Here is a 15,523-nt window from a genome sequence, read left to right as displayed (position 1 = left end):
AGGAAGCGGTGACTACCTCTTTGTCAGGCTTACAGGCTTGCATCTGCTCTTTGCTAGCTGCCTGGCGAAAAATCAGGCCAGTCGGTGGTCTCGGCCCTGGCAAAAGCTGCTGCGCTCTATCTGCCCCGCCGCACTATATCGCCGTTCTCACTATTCTGGCCCCTACAGCTGACGACTCCCTGTGCTAGTAATTTCCTCTCTAGAGGCCGTCTCATCAGGAGCTTTCTTGTATAACTTCTTTTAGCATAGAGCACCATTTTTTTACAGGCTATTAATATCCATCTGGTTTAGATAGATGCTATACTCTCTAGCTGTATAGAAGAAACTGTTCAAGCGTTCTTCCTATCCTCTGACGGGAGCCCCCCAAATGTTGGCAGATCGTAGTCTAGAGCTACAAACAGGGCATGAGGCGAGACTGGACCCGTGGCCGGAGGCTTCTCTCGACCTGGCGACCCTGCTGCGCCGCACAGGCTTTGGCATCAAACTGCGCTTTCTTATATCCATGATTATTGTTTCATTTATTCCTGTTAGTTTATTTGTTTTGCTCTTTTATGGGTCGATATATCGACTGGCCGGAAGAAACACCTGGCTGCTACTCTGCGGCATTCTCCTCTTGACGGTCTTAACCGCAACATGGGTCTTTTTACCGATAGTGCGCCCCATTCGCCGGGCGACGCGCCGGATTACGGCGACGACGGACGAAGTAAGGCGTCTGACCGTCGACGCCCAGCGTATTGCCGAGGAGCAGCAGATTGGTACCTCCATTTTAGCGGCGGTCAGCCGGCATCTTGCCGTGCGTCACACGGCTATTATGCGCGATATTGCCCTGATTACGCGAACGTGCCAGAGCCTGCAGTCTCGCCTGGTCTTTCTACACCAGCGGGCCCAGGCCAATCGTGATAGCGAGACCCTGGAGGCGCTGACGGCTCTGCGTCATGGGTTGCAGCAAATCTCCTTTCTCTCGGCTCGAATATCTGATGCCTATGAACGCGATAGATTACCGGAGCAGCTAGATAAAGCTATGAAGAGTGCCCAGGAGATTGCGGCCCAGTTTAGCGAGACCAGTCAGCAACTCGCCAGGGATCTGGAGCAGCTTGAGCTAGCGACAGAGGCTCTTATTTAGGCTCGTCAAGGGCAGATCCGAAAGGATTTCCTGACCTGGCCCACCCGGAGGGCAAGTGAGCTGGTCGGTCTGCTGGAGGACGATGGGGACGGCGATGCCATGTACACCAAAGACTTCGCGAGCCTGCTGCAGCTCCTCAGCCTGTCTCAGCAGAGCGGGACGCTCATCGTGCTCCGCCAAGGAGAAGCCTGGCAGGCCAGCTTGCAGCTACAGAAAGGTCGCCCGCTCTCGTGCATCATCATTAGCCTTGTCGATGGGCGACTCCTCATGAGCGGTGCTCAAGCGGTTGACTGGCTTGCCAGTCGAGGAGAATTGCAGTGGTATCTGACGGTAGGAGAACAGGCAGGTGCTGCCAGCCTGGCGCCGACGACAACTGCGCCGACAGGAGATCCTGGCCAGCGCAGCGCTCCGTCCCCTTCGCCTTCACAGGGGATGAGGCCGTCCCATCTTGTGCCTCGGCGTCTGCTCCAGTCGCCTCCTCTCTCGTCCTGGTCGCGTGAGGAACGGCTGCTGTTTGCCTTGATCGATGGGAGCCGAACGGTGTCCGAGATTGCCCACCTGCTCCGTCGCTCACCAGAACAGATTATGCCTCTGCTTCTCTCTCTGATCCAGAGAGGAGCTATCACGCTCGAAGAGCTTCATCAATGAATTTCATAGATATAGTTACATGCATAACTAGAGAGGGGGAAACCCATGATGCCTTTTGCATCCCCGCTAGCGCCCGAGCAGCGCCCATCTGTTGGCAATGAAGCGGCCCCAGAGAGTCATCCTGTGCTCCCCAGCGAGCGCTTTCCGCTTGATCGCCTGCCGCGTGTCCTCCGTCCGCGGGATCTGACCGTCCTCTGTTTGTTTGCGGTCCTGCTCATTAACAATGTCCAAACGGTAGGAGCAGCGGGGGGAGGCAGCTTGCTGTACTGGGCCCTGGGCTTTCTCTGCTTTCTCATCCCCTCGGCGCTAGTCTGTGCCCAACTCTATCGTCTCTTTCCCGGTGAAGGGGCGGTCTATTTATGGGCGAACCGCGCCTTTGGCAATTTTTGGGACACTTTTCTCGGCTTTTTCTGCAACTGGTGGCCTGGGGCCATTGGTTTGACTGTGGAGGCTGAGGCTGCCGTCGCCAGCATCCAGGGTCTCAACAGTAATTGGTTGAGTCTTCCCTGGGAGCAGGGAGTGGCGGCGATCCTGGTCCTGCTGGTGGCGCAGTTGCTCTGTGCCCTCGGCCAGGGACAGCTTCAGCGTATCTTGAATGTTGTCTTCGCAGCCTATGCCCTCATGTTCGGGCTTGTGGGGCTGGCCGGTCTGGGGTGGCTCCTGAGCGGTCAGTCGCTGCGCGGCGACTTCTCGGCCCAGTCCTGGCAGCTCGGTCTCTCTAGCCTGCCCGTGCTTGCCGTTGTCACGGTTGCCTTGTTGGGCATGGCTGTGCCGCTGAACATGGGAGGAGAGGTCGTCGACCAGCGGCGCAGTGGGCGCTATCTCTTGTGGGGCACGCTGATCATCATCGCTGGCTACCTCTTCGCCACCTTTGGCGTTCTGGCTGTTCTTTCCCCCGCAGAGTTAAAAGAGACGGTTTTCGTATCTATACTCTTCAGTCATGTTTTTGGCAACGATCTCGGGCATATTGTTTCTAGTTGCTACTATATTATAATGTTTATCTATTTTGTGTGCGCGACAGCAGCCTACAACGCTATGTTCGGGCGCTTGCTCTTCGTTGCTGGCCTGGATCGCCGCCTGCCTCGTGCTCTAGCACGCCTTAATTCCAATGGGGTCCCATTCAATGCCATGCTCTTACAGACCTTGATCAACGTCGCTTTTATCTTTGTGATCTGCTTTGTAGCTCCTGTTGCGCCTAATCAAGAGCTAGCACTCACCGTGTTCCTGGTCGTCATTAACGGGGCCTCGGTCATTTGGGACATAGCAATGATCAGCCTCTTCCTGTGCGGCATTCTACTCTGTAGCCGTTACAGTCGACAACTGCGCCAGCGCTGGGTGGTACCGCCGCCGCTTTTTTACCTGGCTACTGTGCTCGGGATCGCCTTGACTGGTGTGGCCATCGGTTGCACCTTCTTCGCTGGTTCTCCAGTACCGGCGGTCTTGAACAACGAAGACTGGGGCTTCTGGGTCTTGCTTTTTGTGCTGGCCAGCCTGACGGTGGGTGCGATCTACAGCTTTCTCGTTCCCGAAGCGGAGGACCTGGCGACGCTATTACCAGCGGATAGCCAGGCACCCCTCTCGCCGATAGGGGCCAGTTCAGCTGCGCAAAAGGTGCCTTCCGTTGCTGCTGCCCCCAGCTCTCTCGCTGGCGCTGGCTGGCCAGGGGAGGGGCGCCCTCTCCAGAGAGACGCTCTGCGTCAGACCGAGCCAGCGGTGTGGCCGAGGCCCGGCTCCGTGCCCGGTCCTGGGAGATGGGAGCCATAGAGTGAGCGCTCAATGGTGGCGAACCTGGCTTCAGCGGGGTCAGACTGCCTGACAGGTGGGGCCAGGGACGTTGAGCAAGTGCTCATGAGAGTTGAGATGAGAAGAGAAAGGAATGGTGCAAGATGAGTGAAAGCCAGATGCAGACCTCATCGGAGCTGTTGTCTCAGAGCGAGGCGCAGGTCTATGCCTTGCGCAAAGACAGCCTGGGTCTCTTCGACGCCATTGCTCAGTCGGTGGCCCTGCTCTCGCTGGAGATGGGGATTGCGCTCTCCAGCTCCTTTGCTGCCGCAGCGGCGGGGGCTGCTGTGCCTCTGGCCTATGTCGTCGCTGGCCTCGCCAGTCTCTGTCTGGCCTACGTCATCATTCGCTTCACCAGGCGCATTGCCAGTGCTGGTGGCCTCTATACCTATATTGCGCAAGGGCTGGGGCCGCAGGTCGGTTTTATTGGCGGTTGGATGTATGGCGGAGCTTTTGCTGCCGGGGCTTCCTTTACGCTTGCTATTTCCAGTATCTTTCTTGGTCAGCTGTTGGAGCACCTGGGGCTGACGCTTCACTGGTTCGTCATTTTCTGTATCTTACTGGTGCTCCTCTTTGTCCTGGCCTTCTTTGATGTCCGGCTCTCGACGCGAACGCAGCTACTGCTCTCCTTTATCGGTCTGCTCTCGGTTCTCGCCCTGGCTGTGATTATCCTGGCCCGTGGTGGAGCGAGCGGCATTAGCTTCATCCCCTTGTCGCCGGCTGGGCTGGCCGGAGGCTGGTCCTCGCTCTTCTTCGCCGCCATCTTTAGCTTCACCTCGTTTATTGGCTTCGAGGCGGCGGCGGTGCTCGGAGAAGAGACACAGCGTCCGCGCCAGGCTATTCCCTGGGCCATTCTCACAGCGGTGCTTGTGGCCATCATCTACTATGTCCTGGTCTCCTTTGCGATGGCCAACGGCTACGGGGTGGCCCACATCGGTCAGTGGGCCAATGACGAAGCACCGCTGGACACGCTGGCAACACGCTACGCTGGGGCTTTCCTGGCGACTCTTATTGACCTCATGGTGGCCATTGGGGCCTTTAGCGCCACGCTTGCGGGGGTCATTCTGGCTTCGCGCATGATGTTCGCCGTCGGGCGCGATGGCGGTCTGCCGGCGGTCTTCGCTGTGACCCATCCTCGCTACAAGACGCCCTGGGTAGCGATTCTCGTGGTGTTGGCGCTCACGCTACTGCTGGGGGCTGCCCTGGGGATACAGCTGGGGCCGTTCCTCTTCTTCGGCTTCATGGCGACGACGGCCTCGCTTGGCATTCTGCTGGCCTACATTCTGGTGGCCTTATCCGGGATAGTGGCCGCTATTCGGACCCGGACCCGCGGTGAGGGCACGCCACTGGCCCTGGTCTTCGATATCCTGCTGCCCTTGATTGCGATCGTCATCTGCGCCTTTACTATCTACAGCTCGATTGTGCCGGTGCCGCAGTTCCCACTCAACCTGGCACCCTACATTGCTGCTGCCTGGCTGGTCATTGGTCTGGGACTGCTGATCGCTCTTCAGCTGCGCAACCCGCAGCAGGTGCAGCGCTTCGGGAAGATCCTGGGAGAGCATGCCGGCGAGTAGCCAGTGAGAGCGCGCTGGCGATGAAAGAGAGTCTAGCGGGAGGAAAAGCGATGACAGAGCCAATGGAGCAGCCGGGGACAGGAGCCTCACCCGAGCTGCTAGCAGCTATGGAAGCCAATCTATTTGAAGCCTATGCCCACCTTGGGCGGGCCTTGGGCGGTGAGTTTCACCAGCGTGATGGCCTGCTCTTCTTTTTCAGCGGGCGACCGGTCTTCTTCGGCAACGGTGTGATACGCTGCCAGCTGGCTGAGCAGGAGGCTGATGAGCAGATCGCGGCCCTCTGTGCGGAGGCGCGACGCCGACAGGTGCCTCTGACCTGGCTACTGGCCCCCTCGTCGCGTCCCGGCGACCTCGAACAGCGTCTGCAGGCGCAGGGCTGTCGGCTGGACGAGGAGGTCCCGGGCATGGCGATCGATCTGGGGCAGCCTGTGCCGTCAGCGGCGCCGCCGGTGCCCGAAGATCTGGTTGTCGAGGAGGTCGGCGAGGCGCGGGCGATGGAGACCTGGCTGCAGGTGCTCTGCGATGGCTTCGGTTTCCCTGAACCGATCAGAGCGGTCTTCTTCGATCTCTACCAGCGCTATGGCTTCCTGCCGGGCCAGCAGGTGCGCTATCTCCTGGGTTTCTGGCATGGGGAGCCAGTCGGGACGGCCCTGCTGACTTTCGGTGGGGATCTGGCTGGTCTCTACGGCGTGGCCACCCTTCCCCAGGCACGTCGTCGAGGAGTGGGTACAGCGATGACGCTGGCGGCCATGCGCACGGCTGAGCAACTGGGTTACCGCCGCGCGACCTTGCAGGCCACGCCAATGGGCTTGAATGTCTATCGGCGTCTGGGCTGGCAAGAGTATTGTCTCTTCAAGACCTATGTCCTGGCCTGAGCAGCATAGCGTCGCCTAAGCGCCAGCGCCTGGCACAAACAGCGAAAAAGCTTCTGTCATGCCAGGCATGGACGGACAGGGGAGGCGCCTCCGGCAACGGTCGAGAGGAACGCCTCCCCTGCTGCTGTGCTGCAGGTGCTTGCCACGAGCGCGTTGCCTTTTGTCTGCCCAGGTGCCGACCGCTCCGCATTCGGGCTACCGGGTTTTGACAATCGCACTGGAATAGGCTATAGTACAGGCGTTCGGTCGAGATCTGCTATGGCTTGGCAGGAGGAGAAGAAAGCGGTGAAGGTTACCCCCGCACGGCGCCAGTATCTGCAGATCAAGAGCCAGTATCCCGATGCGATTTTACTCTATCAGGTTGGCGATTTCTACGAGACCTTCGATGAGGATGCGCGTATCACTGCCCGCGAGCTGCAGATCGTCCTGACGGCGCGCAACTATGGCGAGGAACGGGTACCGCTGGCCGGCATCCCGCTGCATGCACTCGAGAACTATGTGGGCAAGCTGATTCAGCGAGGCTATAAGGTGGCGATCTGTGATCAGGTCGGCGAGGTGGGTCATGGCGTAGTCGATCGCGCTGTGACGCGCATTCTGACGGCAGGCACTCTCTCCGAGCCTAATCTCTTGCCGGCGCGGCAGAATAATTATCTGGTGGCCATTGCTGCCTCGCGTCAGCAGACTGGGTTGGCGGCGGTCGATGTGAGCACGGGTGAGTTCAGCGTAACCTGGTTTGCGCCCGCTGAGCTGCCAGCGGCCTTAGAGGCCGAGCTGCAGCGCCTGGCTCCCTCCGAATGCCTGCTTGTTGAAGGGGCACATCGGGATGCCTACCGCTTTCCTTCGCAGACGGTGACCATTACTCCTTGCCCACCCCATTTCTTCGATGTCGATGCAGCTCGCGCGCGGCTTTGCCGCCATTTCGGTGTGCAGTCGCTCGATGCCTATGGCTGTGCCGGCGCTCCCCAGGCCATTGCCGCTGCTGGGGCCATTATCGCCTATCTAGAGAAGATGAATACGGCCCTCCTCTCGCTCCTGACGGGCCTCCATTCCTACCAGACGACCAGCTATATGGTGCTGGATGCCCACACCCAGCGTAATCTCGATATTCTGCAAGGCTCACGCAGCGGTACGACGCAGGGGAGTCTATTGGGGGTACTCGATCGAACGCTGACGCCGATGGGCGCGCGTTATCTGCGCCGCATGGTGACGCAGCCGCTGCTCGATCTGACCTTACTGAACGCGCGCCTGGAGAGTGTCGAAGAGCTATACGAGAGCCCCGCCCTGCGCAGTCGCATTGCCGCCTGTCTACAGAGCCTGGGCGATCTGGAGCGCTGCGCCGGACGGATACGGCAAGGGACGGCCACCCTGCGCGAAGTGCAGGGATTGCGCAATTATCTGGAGATCGTTCCCCGTCTGCGCGAGCTGTTGCAGGGCTGTCAAGCTCCACTGCTGCAAGAGATTGCCGCAGAGCTGGATGATTGCCCCCAGGTGCGCGATCTCATTGCCCGGGCCCTGGTCTCCGAAGGGCAGGCGGATGACGGCGCCGAGCACGGACGACTAATCCGCGCTGGCTTTCATCCTGAGCTGGATGCCTTGATCGCCTCGATTCGCGACTCGCGCCTCTGGATGGCCCGTCTGGAGCCGCTCGAACGCGAACGCACCGGCATCAAGTCGCTCAAAGTCGGCTACAACAAAGTCTTTGGCTACTATATCGAGGTCAGTAAGGCCAATCGCCATCTGGTCCCTCCTGATTATGAGCGTCGCCAGACCTTGACCAACGCGGAGCGCTATATCACGCCCGAGCTGAAAGAACATGAGGCGCGCATTCTCAATGCCGAGGAGCGCATTGAAGAACTTGAGCGCAGCATCTATGCCGACGTGCTGCGTCAGTTGAGCCTTTCCTACAGTCAGATCATGACCACGGCCTCGGCAGTGGCGCGCATCGATGCACTGCTGAGCCTGGCCGAAGTGGCTGCTCACTACGGCTACGTAAGGCCGGTCCTGGAGCAGGGGCATGTGCTTGACATTGTCGGCGGGCGACATCCCGTGGTTGAGCGTAGCCTGGATGGCGATGTCTTTATTCCCAACGATACCCACCTGGATGGCGATGAGGGTGAGCGCATCCTCTTGCTGACCGGGCCGAATATGGCTGGCAAGTCAACCTACCTGCGGCAGGTCGCCCTTATTACCTTGCTGGCCCAGATCGGCAGCTTTGTTCCCGCCAGGAGCGCGCGCATCGGCCTGGTCGATCGCATCTTCACACGCGTAGGAGCTGAGGACGATATCGCCTCCGGCAAGAGCACCTTCATGCTGGAGATGGAAGAAACGGCGGCCATTCTGCACCACGCGACGCGGCACAGCCTGATTGTGCTCGACGAGATCGGACGCGGTACCAGTACCTATGATGGCCTGGCCATCGCCCGCGCAGTGGTTGAGCATCTGCATTCGGTGATTGGTGCGCGCACGCTCTTCGCGACCCACTATCACGAGCTGGCAGCAATGGCTAATGAGCTGTCCCACCTGCGCGTCTACACGATGGCGATCAGCGAGGACGAGGATGGCGAGATCGTTTTCCTGCATCGTGTGACCCCCGGCTGCATCGGACGCAGCTACGGTGTCCATGTGGCGCGTCTGGCGGGCATGCCGCCGAGCATTATCCGCCGCGCCCAGGAAGTGCTGAAGGCGCTTGAGGTTGGTCAGCATGCCCCGGGCCAGGTGGCCGGCGTGGCTCTGGTGACCGGCGCGTTGCCCGTTACCCCAGCTGCTGAGTCACCAGCCTCTGTCTCTGTCGCCAATGGTCATCGGGCAGGAGCGGGGCGTAGTCAAGGAGAGCAGAGCATCAGAGTCGCTGAGGAGAGTGGCGAACTAGCGCTCACCTATGCCTGGCAGAGCGAAGAGGGACGACGTTTAGCAGCTCTTCTTGAGCGTCAGGGGACGGATGAGGCCCTGCTTGATCACATCGATATCTGCGCTATCACCCCTCTGGATGCTCTCAATCTACTTTTTCTGATCCAACGCCAGCGACAGAAACAGAGAAAGGCGCTATGAGTCGTCCGGACCCATTCATGCCAGATCCGACTCACCAGGCTCCATCTGTACCTATATCGCTCCCGCCGCGCCTACCCATTCGCCAGTTGCCAGCGGAGGTAGCGGAACGTATTGCTGCTGGCGAGGTCATCGAGCGCCCCGCCTCAGTAGTCAAAGAGCTGGTGGAGAATGCCCTTGACGCCGGCGCCCATGACATCCGCGTTGAGATCCGTGACGGGGGTCTGCGCCTCATTCGCGTCAGCGACGACGGCCAGGGGATTCCTGAAGAAGACCTGGAGCGGGCCTGCGCGCGTCACTCTACCAGTAAGATCGTGCGTGTCGAGGATTTAGAGCATCTACAAACCCTGGGCTTCCGGGGGGAGGCGCTGGCCAGTATTGCAGCCGTCTCCGAGCTGACTTTGCTCAGTCGGCCCATTGAGAGCGAGAAACGTGGCCAGGAGGAGCCGGCGGCCTGGATTACCGTGCGCGGTGGGGAACTTGTCCAGCGCGGCCATCGAGCGCGTCCGCACGGCACAACCGTCACCGTACGCGAACTCTTCTATAATGTGCCAGCACGTCTCAAATTCATGCGTAGCGCCCGTAGCGAGGCCGGCCAGATCCTGCAGCTCCTCTATCGCTACGCTGCCGGCTATCCCTCCGTGCGCTTTAACCTGAGCATCGAAGAGCAATCCCTACTACAAACCAGTGGCAGTGGTGACCTGGCTATCGCCCTGGCCGAGCTCTATCGCCTGCCGCTTGCTGAGCTGCTCATCCCCATCGAAGTGACAGATGAGGAGGGGATCAGGATCTTTGGCTACGTAGGCAACCGTGTCCTGGCCCAACCCAATCGACAGCATGTGATGCTCTTCATCAATGGACGGCCCGTACAGGTGCGCGCTCTGCAAGAGGCTCTGGAAGCCGGCTATCGCCCGCTCCTGGCCAAAGGACGCCATCCCCTGCTGGTGCTTCATCTGCAGTTGCCAGCCCAGGAGGTCGATGCCAATGTCCACCCGGCCAAAACAGAGGTCCGTCTGAGGCGTGAGCGTGAGCTGGCAACGCTACTGACCCGGAGCGTTCGAGCGGTACTCGAACGCAGCCCGGCCCTGCCCGCCGAAAGCACCTGGCCAGGCCCGCCCAGCGTCTATCAGCCGCGCTTGCCGGGCCCGCGTCGGCGAGGTCTGCGCGTCCTGGAGGCAGGCGAGCACTATCGCAGCGAAGGCAGTCTTCCGACACCTGCCGGGGTGCTGGCGGCTCTGCGTCCCCTGGCCCAGTTGCAGCAAGCGGTCATTCTGGCCGAAGCCCCTGACGGGAGCCTCTATCTGATCGACCAGCACCGTGCTCATGAGCGTATCCTTTATGAGTATCTGCGCAGCCGGAGCGCTGGCGCTGGCAGCGAGGGAGCAGAGAACCTGGCGGCGCATCTCCTGCTTGAACCGGTGGTGTTGGAGTTGAAGGGCTGGCAGGCGGAGCTGCTGGAGCAGCGCCTGCCGATCCTGGCCAGTCTGGGACTGGATTGCGAGCACTTCGGAGGGCGCAGCTTCCTTGTGCGTTCCGTTCCCGAAGGAATCGGCGATAGCGAGCAACTGGCGGCCCATCTGCGCGAGCTGGTGGAGATCGCTCTTGAAGAGAGCGAAGACTGGAAAGATCACCTGCTGATTGGGCTGGCCTGCCGCTCGGCCCTGCGCCGGGGGCGCATCTTGAGCCAGGGTGAACAACAAGATCTCTTGCATCGCCTGGCCCAGACTGCAGCACCAGCCGTCTGCCCACATGGCAGCCCGGTGCTGCTGCACTATAGTCGCGCCTTCCTCAGCGAAAAGTTTGAATGGTAACATTGGCAGCCGGCTGCCGAAGCGGAGTCAGTCCGGGGGATAGAGGGAGGAGGCTGGGACTGCCCCTGGTGGTAACGACCTCTTGCTCTCGGGTGTGGGGCAGCCGCGTCGAGCAAGAGGTGGGATGGTCACAGCAACCGGTTGAGGAGATCGGCCACAATAAAGATAGCCAGATCGAGGATCAGCAGTGCCAGCAAAGCAAAATCGATGTGGAGAGCCACCGAGGCCACTCCCTGCAAGAGAGCCTCATTGAAGACGAGCACATGCGTGTACCAGAGCGTCGCCAGGGCAATCCCGGCCAGAAGCAAGAGGCCCGTCAAGAGCCAGCGAGCGCCGCGCCAGTCCTGGGAGCTGGGCCAAAGCTCGGCAGTAATAGTCAAGATCAAGTAGGGGGCGAAGAGGAGTGTCCACCAGGGCCAACCTGGCCGGATCAGCTGCAGGCGCACCTCCCAGATATTGTAGCCGGTGGCCACCCAGTAGAGGAAGATGATCGCCCCAATCCCCCCGATGAGAGGGGCGACAGCGCTCAAGCCGTCGCCGATATGGCTGACCAGGCGCCCGGGAGGGCGCACATATTGCACTTCACCCAGCTGCAGAGCCTGGGGCATACCGCGCTGCAGCATACCGTACGGTCTTTCTTGCACCAGTGGTTTGATGCGGAAGAGCGTGATCTTGGTGATGCGGAAGCCGAAAGGACGGAAGAGCAGGACCACGCAGGCATGGCAGAGTTCATGCAAGATGACGCCGGGGGCGTTCATCCAGAACCAGATCAGCAGGCCCCGCTCACCGAACAAACGGTAGCCGATGCGATCGACGCGATGGCGCAGAGCACGGCAGGTCAGGCGGCGCAGGATAAAGAGCACAAAAACTCCGCTAATCAACAGCCAGGGTTCATAGGGCTTGATCTGAGCAGTCAGGGCAGGGTCCATGAGCATAGCCTCAGCGACGGTCGACAGCGCGACGGCCACTCATCTTATCTCTATTGTAGAGAAGGGTCTGGACGAGCGTCAATAGGGTCACGTTCTTCAGGAATCAGCGACTTATCTCATCGGCTTCCGTCTCAAACTCCTCGTGCCCATATTCTTCCTCTGGCTCCTCCTGCAAGCAAACGGCAGGAGGATGGCGGCGCTCATAGAAGAAGCCCCAGAGAGCGAAGAGCAGGATAGCCAGAGACAACAAATAGATTACGCGGTCGATACCGAGCAGATCAGCTGCCGCGCCTGTCAGCAGAATCACTGGGATTGTACCGGCGTTATAGAGCATCAACTGCAGTGCCAGCACACGGCCCTTAATCCACTCGGGGGTCTCCTCCTGGACGCGTGTCTGAGCGGGGATATTAATACAATCCAGGGCAATGCCACCCAGGAACATAATCAGCGCGGCGCTGCCCAGGAAGAGCGGATGGGTATTCCAGCCCACCGGCTGCAGACTGCGGGCAATGACCGTCAGGAGTGGCAAGAGCAGAATGATCAGAGCAAATCCCAGACAACCCAGGAAAATTGAGCGGGAAATGCCCAGGCGGCGCGTAATGCGCGGCATAAAGAGCGACCCCAGCACCAGGCCGATGCCGGCGGGAGCAAAGACAAAGGCCAGAGTATCGGCAGGCAACAGAAAGAGCCGCGTCACCAGAGCTGTAGCCAGCTCAGCCACCAGAGCCAGCAAGATACCGGCGAATGACAGCTGGACCACCGCCAGCAGCAGCGGCTTATTCTGTCGAATGAAGAGCCAGCCCTGGCGCATTTCGCTGCCGATATTGCCGAATAGGCTCAGCGACTGTGTAGCCAGGTCCTCGCCGGAAGCAACAGGGCGACGCGGAGCATGCTGCTCGAAAGCGCGGGGGGGGATCAGCAAGATCAGGCCCGCACAGACCAGGTAGAGCAGTCCGATCAAGAAATAGAGTGTCTCCACTGGCTGCACTGTCAGTGAAAAGAGCTGGAAAGTGGGGAGCAGGCTCAGCACCAGCGGGGCGAAAATAATCATCCCCAGGGCCATCGATGTCATAAACGTGATATTGAAAAGCGCCAGGGCGGGCATCAGCTCATCCTCATCGACCAGCAGAGGGATCGTCGAACTCTCGGCTGGCGTAAAGAACTGACCGATACTCGAAATCAGGAAGGTCAGCAAGTAGGCAGGGACGAGCTGTCTGGCATCGATCAGCAGTGAGATCACGAAACCGAAACTTGCAATAGCGCGCAGGCAGTTACTGCCCCACAGAATGAGCCGTTTGTCCAAGCGATCGACGAAAACGCCAGCGGGGGCGCTGAAGAGCAAAGCGGGCAAGCTGAAGCTGATAATCGCCACGCCCACCAGCGTCGTCGACCCCGTGACCTCCTCAACAAGGACCATGATGGCGTAATTGGAGGCGTTGAGGATGGTCATCGAGATCAACTGAGCGAGCCAGAGGTAGACGAAGTTCTTCTTCCTGAGAAGTGTCTTGAAGCCTCCCCCTTGCTTGGACCTGGCAACATCCATAGCATCTCTCCCAAATGTGCTAGCTTCGAAGTGAACACAGAGCAGCGATCACGACCAGGCACAGAGAGCCATGACCACCTGGGGACCCGCCTGGCGGTGGCTCCAGCTTGGACAGCGGCCTGAGCTGGAGCCTTTCCCGCTCGCCTGCCTCTTCCTGTTCGTGTGTGTACTGGCCCTCGCTCTGTCGGTCAGGGCTGGAACGTCGAAGGCGCGTGCGGGTCGTCATCCGGCGGAGTCACGGGTGGCAACCGTTCCTTGGTGCGCCGCTCCACCTCTGAGCGAGGCAGCAGCACGCGCCGTCCACACGTCTCGCAGCGCAGGCCGATATCGGCGCCCAAGCGCACTACCTGCCAGGTCGACCCACCGCACGGATGCGGCTTACGCAGGCGCAAGCGGTCCCCAAGCTCAAGATGCATGGGCATCCTGGACATAGCTGGACCTCCCCTCTGCTGGTTCACGTGGCATCGGCTCACGATAGAGCTGGTGCTGTGCAATATACGCCTCGACACTCTCCGGTGTTTGATACTTGATTGGGCGCCCCTCCGCCACGCGCCGACGCAGATCGCTTGCCGAGATAGAGAGATAGGGCGCGTTGACCACGCGGAGCCGCTCGCCTATGCCTGGCAGGCGCTCTTCCAGAGCGGTGACCAGCTCCTGGGGTGGGCGATAACCTGGGCGGCCTACCGCCACCAAGCAATCAAGCTGCGCCAGAACGCCGGCAGCGTTGTACCAACTGGTGAACTCCGCCAGGCTATCGGCGCCCAGGATGAAGGCCAGATAGGCTTGTGATCCCCAACGCTGACGCAGCAAGCGCAGCGTATCCACTGTATAGGAGGGACCTGGTCGCTCGATCTCGATCTCGCAGAGAGAGAAAGCGGGATTCGACGCAATGGCCAATTGCAGCATAGCGAGGCGATGCTGCGCCGGCGTTACCGGGCGGCCCGGCTTATGGGGTGGCTGGCCAGCGGGGATAAACACCACCTCGCTGAGTGCCAGCGTCGCCCGCACCTCCTCAGCAATCACCAGATGCCCGTAGTGAATCGGGTCAAAGGTCCCTCCCAGCAGGCCGATGCGCCTCACAGCTTGCGTCTCTCCCATACCCATAGGCGAAAACAACTCCTCTCAGCAACAATTGTAGGCGGCGCGTCCACCCGGCTGAGCTGCTAAATGGCTCCGGCGGACTCCTTGACTGTCAGCTCGGCCTCGGCGAAGGCATTGCGCAGGGCGTGCAGGGCGTCAGCGATCACGCCGCTCTGGCCGTGGACGATCCAGAAGCGCACCGTCAGAGTCACTGCCTCGCGCGTATAGCCACTAATGGTGACCACTGGCTCCGGTTTGGGGATAATTTCCTCAATTTCGCGCAGAATGCCCAGAATCCGCGCGGGCGTCTGCTCGCGATCATACTGCTCCTGGGGCAGCGTTATCGTCAGCGTCACGCGGCGCTCGCCATAGAAAGTATTGTTGATAACCGTGGTACTGAAAATCCGTGTATTTGGAATCGTCACTTCCTCGCCACTGACCAGGCGCACCTTTGTCGCGCGCAGCTGCACGTCTTCGACGCGCCCGGTCAGAATACCGGCGGTTCCTCCCTCGATGCTGATCTCATCTCCAATGTGGAAAGGGCGCTCGATCAGAATGTAGAAGCCCGCCACGAGATCCTTGAGAATATCCTGGATTGCAAAAGTAAAGGCCACCGTGATGGTGCCTAAAATCGCCAGGGGCGTCTCGATCGAGAGGTGCCAGAGGGCGAGAATCCAGAAGATGGCGATGCCCAGCACCACAAAACTCAGCATGCGCCCGATCAGCGTCCGCATGTTAATATCGATGCGGTTCTCCGCCAGGTTGCGGATGATGATCTTGCTCACCGTGCGTCCGACGCCGATGCCGAGCACCAGAATGAAGGCGCTCAGAATAACGGTCCAGACATCGCCCATATAGTTGGCCAGCTTCTCGATGGCCAGATTGCCGGCGAAGTTATGCCACAGCTGCTGCAAATTGCTAATGCTCCAGATGCTGATAACCACCACTATCCCAAGGGCAAGCAGCAGCAAAATGACCATCACGCCCAGGGTCTCGACCAGCCAGTCATCCAGCACAGTCTGGCGCAGGCGCCCAACCAGCAAGCGACGTAAAAAAAAGCCCGCTGCTCCCGTAATGAGGAGAGTCAGGATCGAGTAAATAAGCTGTTGCACC

General features: G+C 60.0%; 12 protein-coding genes. 7 read left to right on the top strand and 5 right to left on the bottom strand.

Annotation, left to right across the window (positions count from 1 at the left end; genetic code table 11):
• The first annotated feature begins 367 nt into the window (after positions 1-367).
• The 7 genes from A4R35_RS09570 to mutL all read left to right on the top strand — a co-directional run bounded on the left by A4R35_RS09570 (position 368) and on the right by mutL (position 10,858).
• Entirely contained in the window at positions 368-1,123 is a 756-nt protein-coding gene (locus tag A4R35_RS09570; protein ID WP_112428790.1) for a hypothetical protein, read from the top strand.
• 99 nt (positions 1,124-1,222) lie between these two features.
• On the top strand, positions 1,223-1,771 hold the full coding sequence (locus A4R35_RS09565) for a DUF4388 domain-containing protein (protein WP_112428788.1): 549 nt from the start codon (positions 1,223-1,225) through the stop codon (positions 1,769-1,771).
• A gap of 45 nt (positions 1,772-1,816) precedes the next feature.
• Complete coding sequence (locus tag A4R35_RS09560) at positions 1,817-3,535, top strand: APC family permease (protein ID WP_112428786.1); 1,719 nt, start codon at positions 1,817-1,819, stop codon at positions 3,533-3,535.
• A gap of 122 nt (positions 3,536-3,657) precedes the next feature.
• Positions 3,658-5,127, top strand: a complete 1,470-nt coding sequence (locus tag A4R35_RS09555) for an APC family permease (protein ID WP_112428784.1) — start codon at positions 3,658-3,660, stop codon at positions 5,125-5,127.
• Between the two features lie 50 nt (positions 5,128-5,177).
• On the top strand, positions 5,178-6,002 hold the full coding sequence (locus A4R35_RS09550) for a GNAT family N-acetyltransferase (RefSeq protein WP_112428782.1): 825 nt from the start codon (positions 5,178-5,180) through the stop codon (positions 6,000-6,002).
• Between the two features lie 285 nt (positions 6,003-6,287).
• Entirely contained in the window at positions 6,288-9,050 is a 2,763-nt protein-coding gene (gene mutS / locus A4R35_RS09545) for a DNA mismatch repair protein MutS (RefSeq protein WP_189361583.1), read from the top strand.
• Entirely contained in the window at positions 9,047-10,858 is a 1,812-nt protein-coding gene (mutL, locus tag A4R35_RS09540; protein ID WP_112428778.1) for a DNA mismatch repair endonuclease MutL, read from the top strand. The genes mutS and mutL overlap by 4 nt, the downstream gene beginning before the upstream one ends.
• Positions 10,859-10,986: 128 nt before the next feature.
• Here the strand turns inward: mutL and A4R35_RS09535 are convergent, their stop codons facing one another.
• From A4R35_RS09535 to A4R35_RS09515, 5 genes are all read right to left on the bottom strand, one after another.
• Entirely contained in the window at positions 10,987-11,826 is an 840-nt protein-coding gene (locus A4R35_RS09535) for a hypothetical protein (protein ID WP_112428776.1), read from the bottom strand.
• 64 nt (positions 11,827-11,890) lie between these two features.
• Positions 11,891-13,330 (bottom strand): MFS transporter, encoded by a 1,440-nt coding sequence (locus A4R35_RS09530; protein WP_112428774.1) that lies wholly within the window; start codon positions 13,328-13,330, stop codon positions 11,891-11,893.
• A 188-nt stretch (positions 13,331-13,518) separates the two neighbouring features.
• Positions 13,519-13,752 carry a DUF951 domain-containing protein gene (locus tag A4R35_RS09525; protein WP_189362291.1) on the bottom strand — a complete coding sequence of 78 codons (234 nt, stop codon included), beginning with the start codon at positions 13,750-13,752 and terminating at the stop codon, positions 13,519-13,521.
• Positions 13,736-14,434, bottom strand: a complete 699-nt coding sequence (gene nadD / locus A4R35_RS09520) for a nicotinate-nucleotide adenylyltransferase (protein ID WP_223258268.1) — start codon at positions 14,432-14,434, stop codon at positions 13,736-13,738. Before nadD ends, A4R35_RS09525 begins: the two co-directional genes overlap by 17 nt.
• A 59-nt stretch (positions 14,435-14,493) precedes the next feature.
• Positions 14,494-15,522, bottom strand: a complete 1,029-nt coding sequence (locus A4R35_RS09515; protein WP_189361581.1) for a mechanosensitive ion channel family protein — start codon at positions 15,520-15,522, stop codon at positions 14,494-14,496.
• Between the last annotated feature and the right edge of the window lies 1 nt (position 15,523).

It is taken from the genome of Thermogemmatispora tikiterensis (genome assembly GCF_003268475.1).
GTDB classification, from domain to species: Bacteria; Chloroflexota; Ktedonobacteria; order Ktedonobacterales; family Ktedonobacteraceae; genus Thermogemmatispora; species Thermogemmatispora tikiterensis.
Note: the sequence above shows the minus strand (reverse complement) of the source record. Positions and strands in the feature narration are given on the sequence as shown.

Bases quoted from the DNA above. Each gene is read 5' to 3' on its own strand.
- A4R35_RS09550 (WP_112428782.1), top strand. From the start codon at position 5,178: ATGACAGAGCCAATGGAGCAGCCGGGGACAGGAGCCTCACCCGAGCTG.
- A4R35_RS09565 (WP_112428788.1), top strand. From the start codon at position 1,223: ATGTACACCAAAGACTTCGCGAGCCTGCTGCAGCTCCTCAGCCTGTCT.
- A4R35_RS09525 (WP_189362291.1), bottom strand. From the start codon at position 13,752: ATGCCCATGCATCTTGAGCTTGGGGACCGCTTGCGCCTGCGTAAGCCG.
- nadD (WP_223258268.1), bottom strand. From the start codon at position 14,434: ATGGGTATGGGAGAGACGCAAGCTGTGAGGCGCATCGGCCTGCTGGGA.
- mutL (WP_112428778.1), top strand. From the start codon at position 9,047: ATGAGTCGTCCGGACCCATTCATGCCAGATCCGACTCACCAGGCTCCA.
- A4R35_RS09570 (WP_112428790.1), top strand. From the start codon at position 368: ATGTTGGCAGATCGTAGTCTAGAGCTACAAACAGGGCATGAGGCGAGA.
- A4R35_RS09530 (WP_112428774.1), bottom strand. From the start codon at position 13,330: ATGGATGTTGCCAGGTCCAAGCAAGGGGGAGGCTTCAAGACACTTCTC.
- A4R35_RS09555 (WP_112428784.1), top strand. From the start codon at position 3,658: ATGAGTGAAAGCCAGATGCAGACCTCATCGGAGCTGTTGTCTCAGAGC.
- A4R35_RS09560 (WP_112428786.1), top strand. From the start codon at position 1,817: ATGATGCCTTTTGCATCCCCGCTAGCGCCCGAGCAGCGCCCATCTGTT.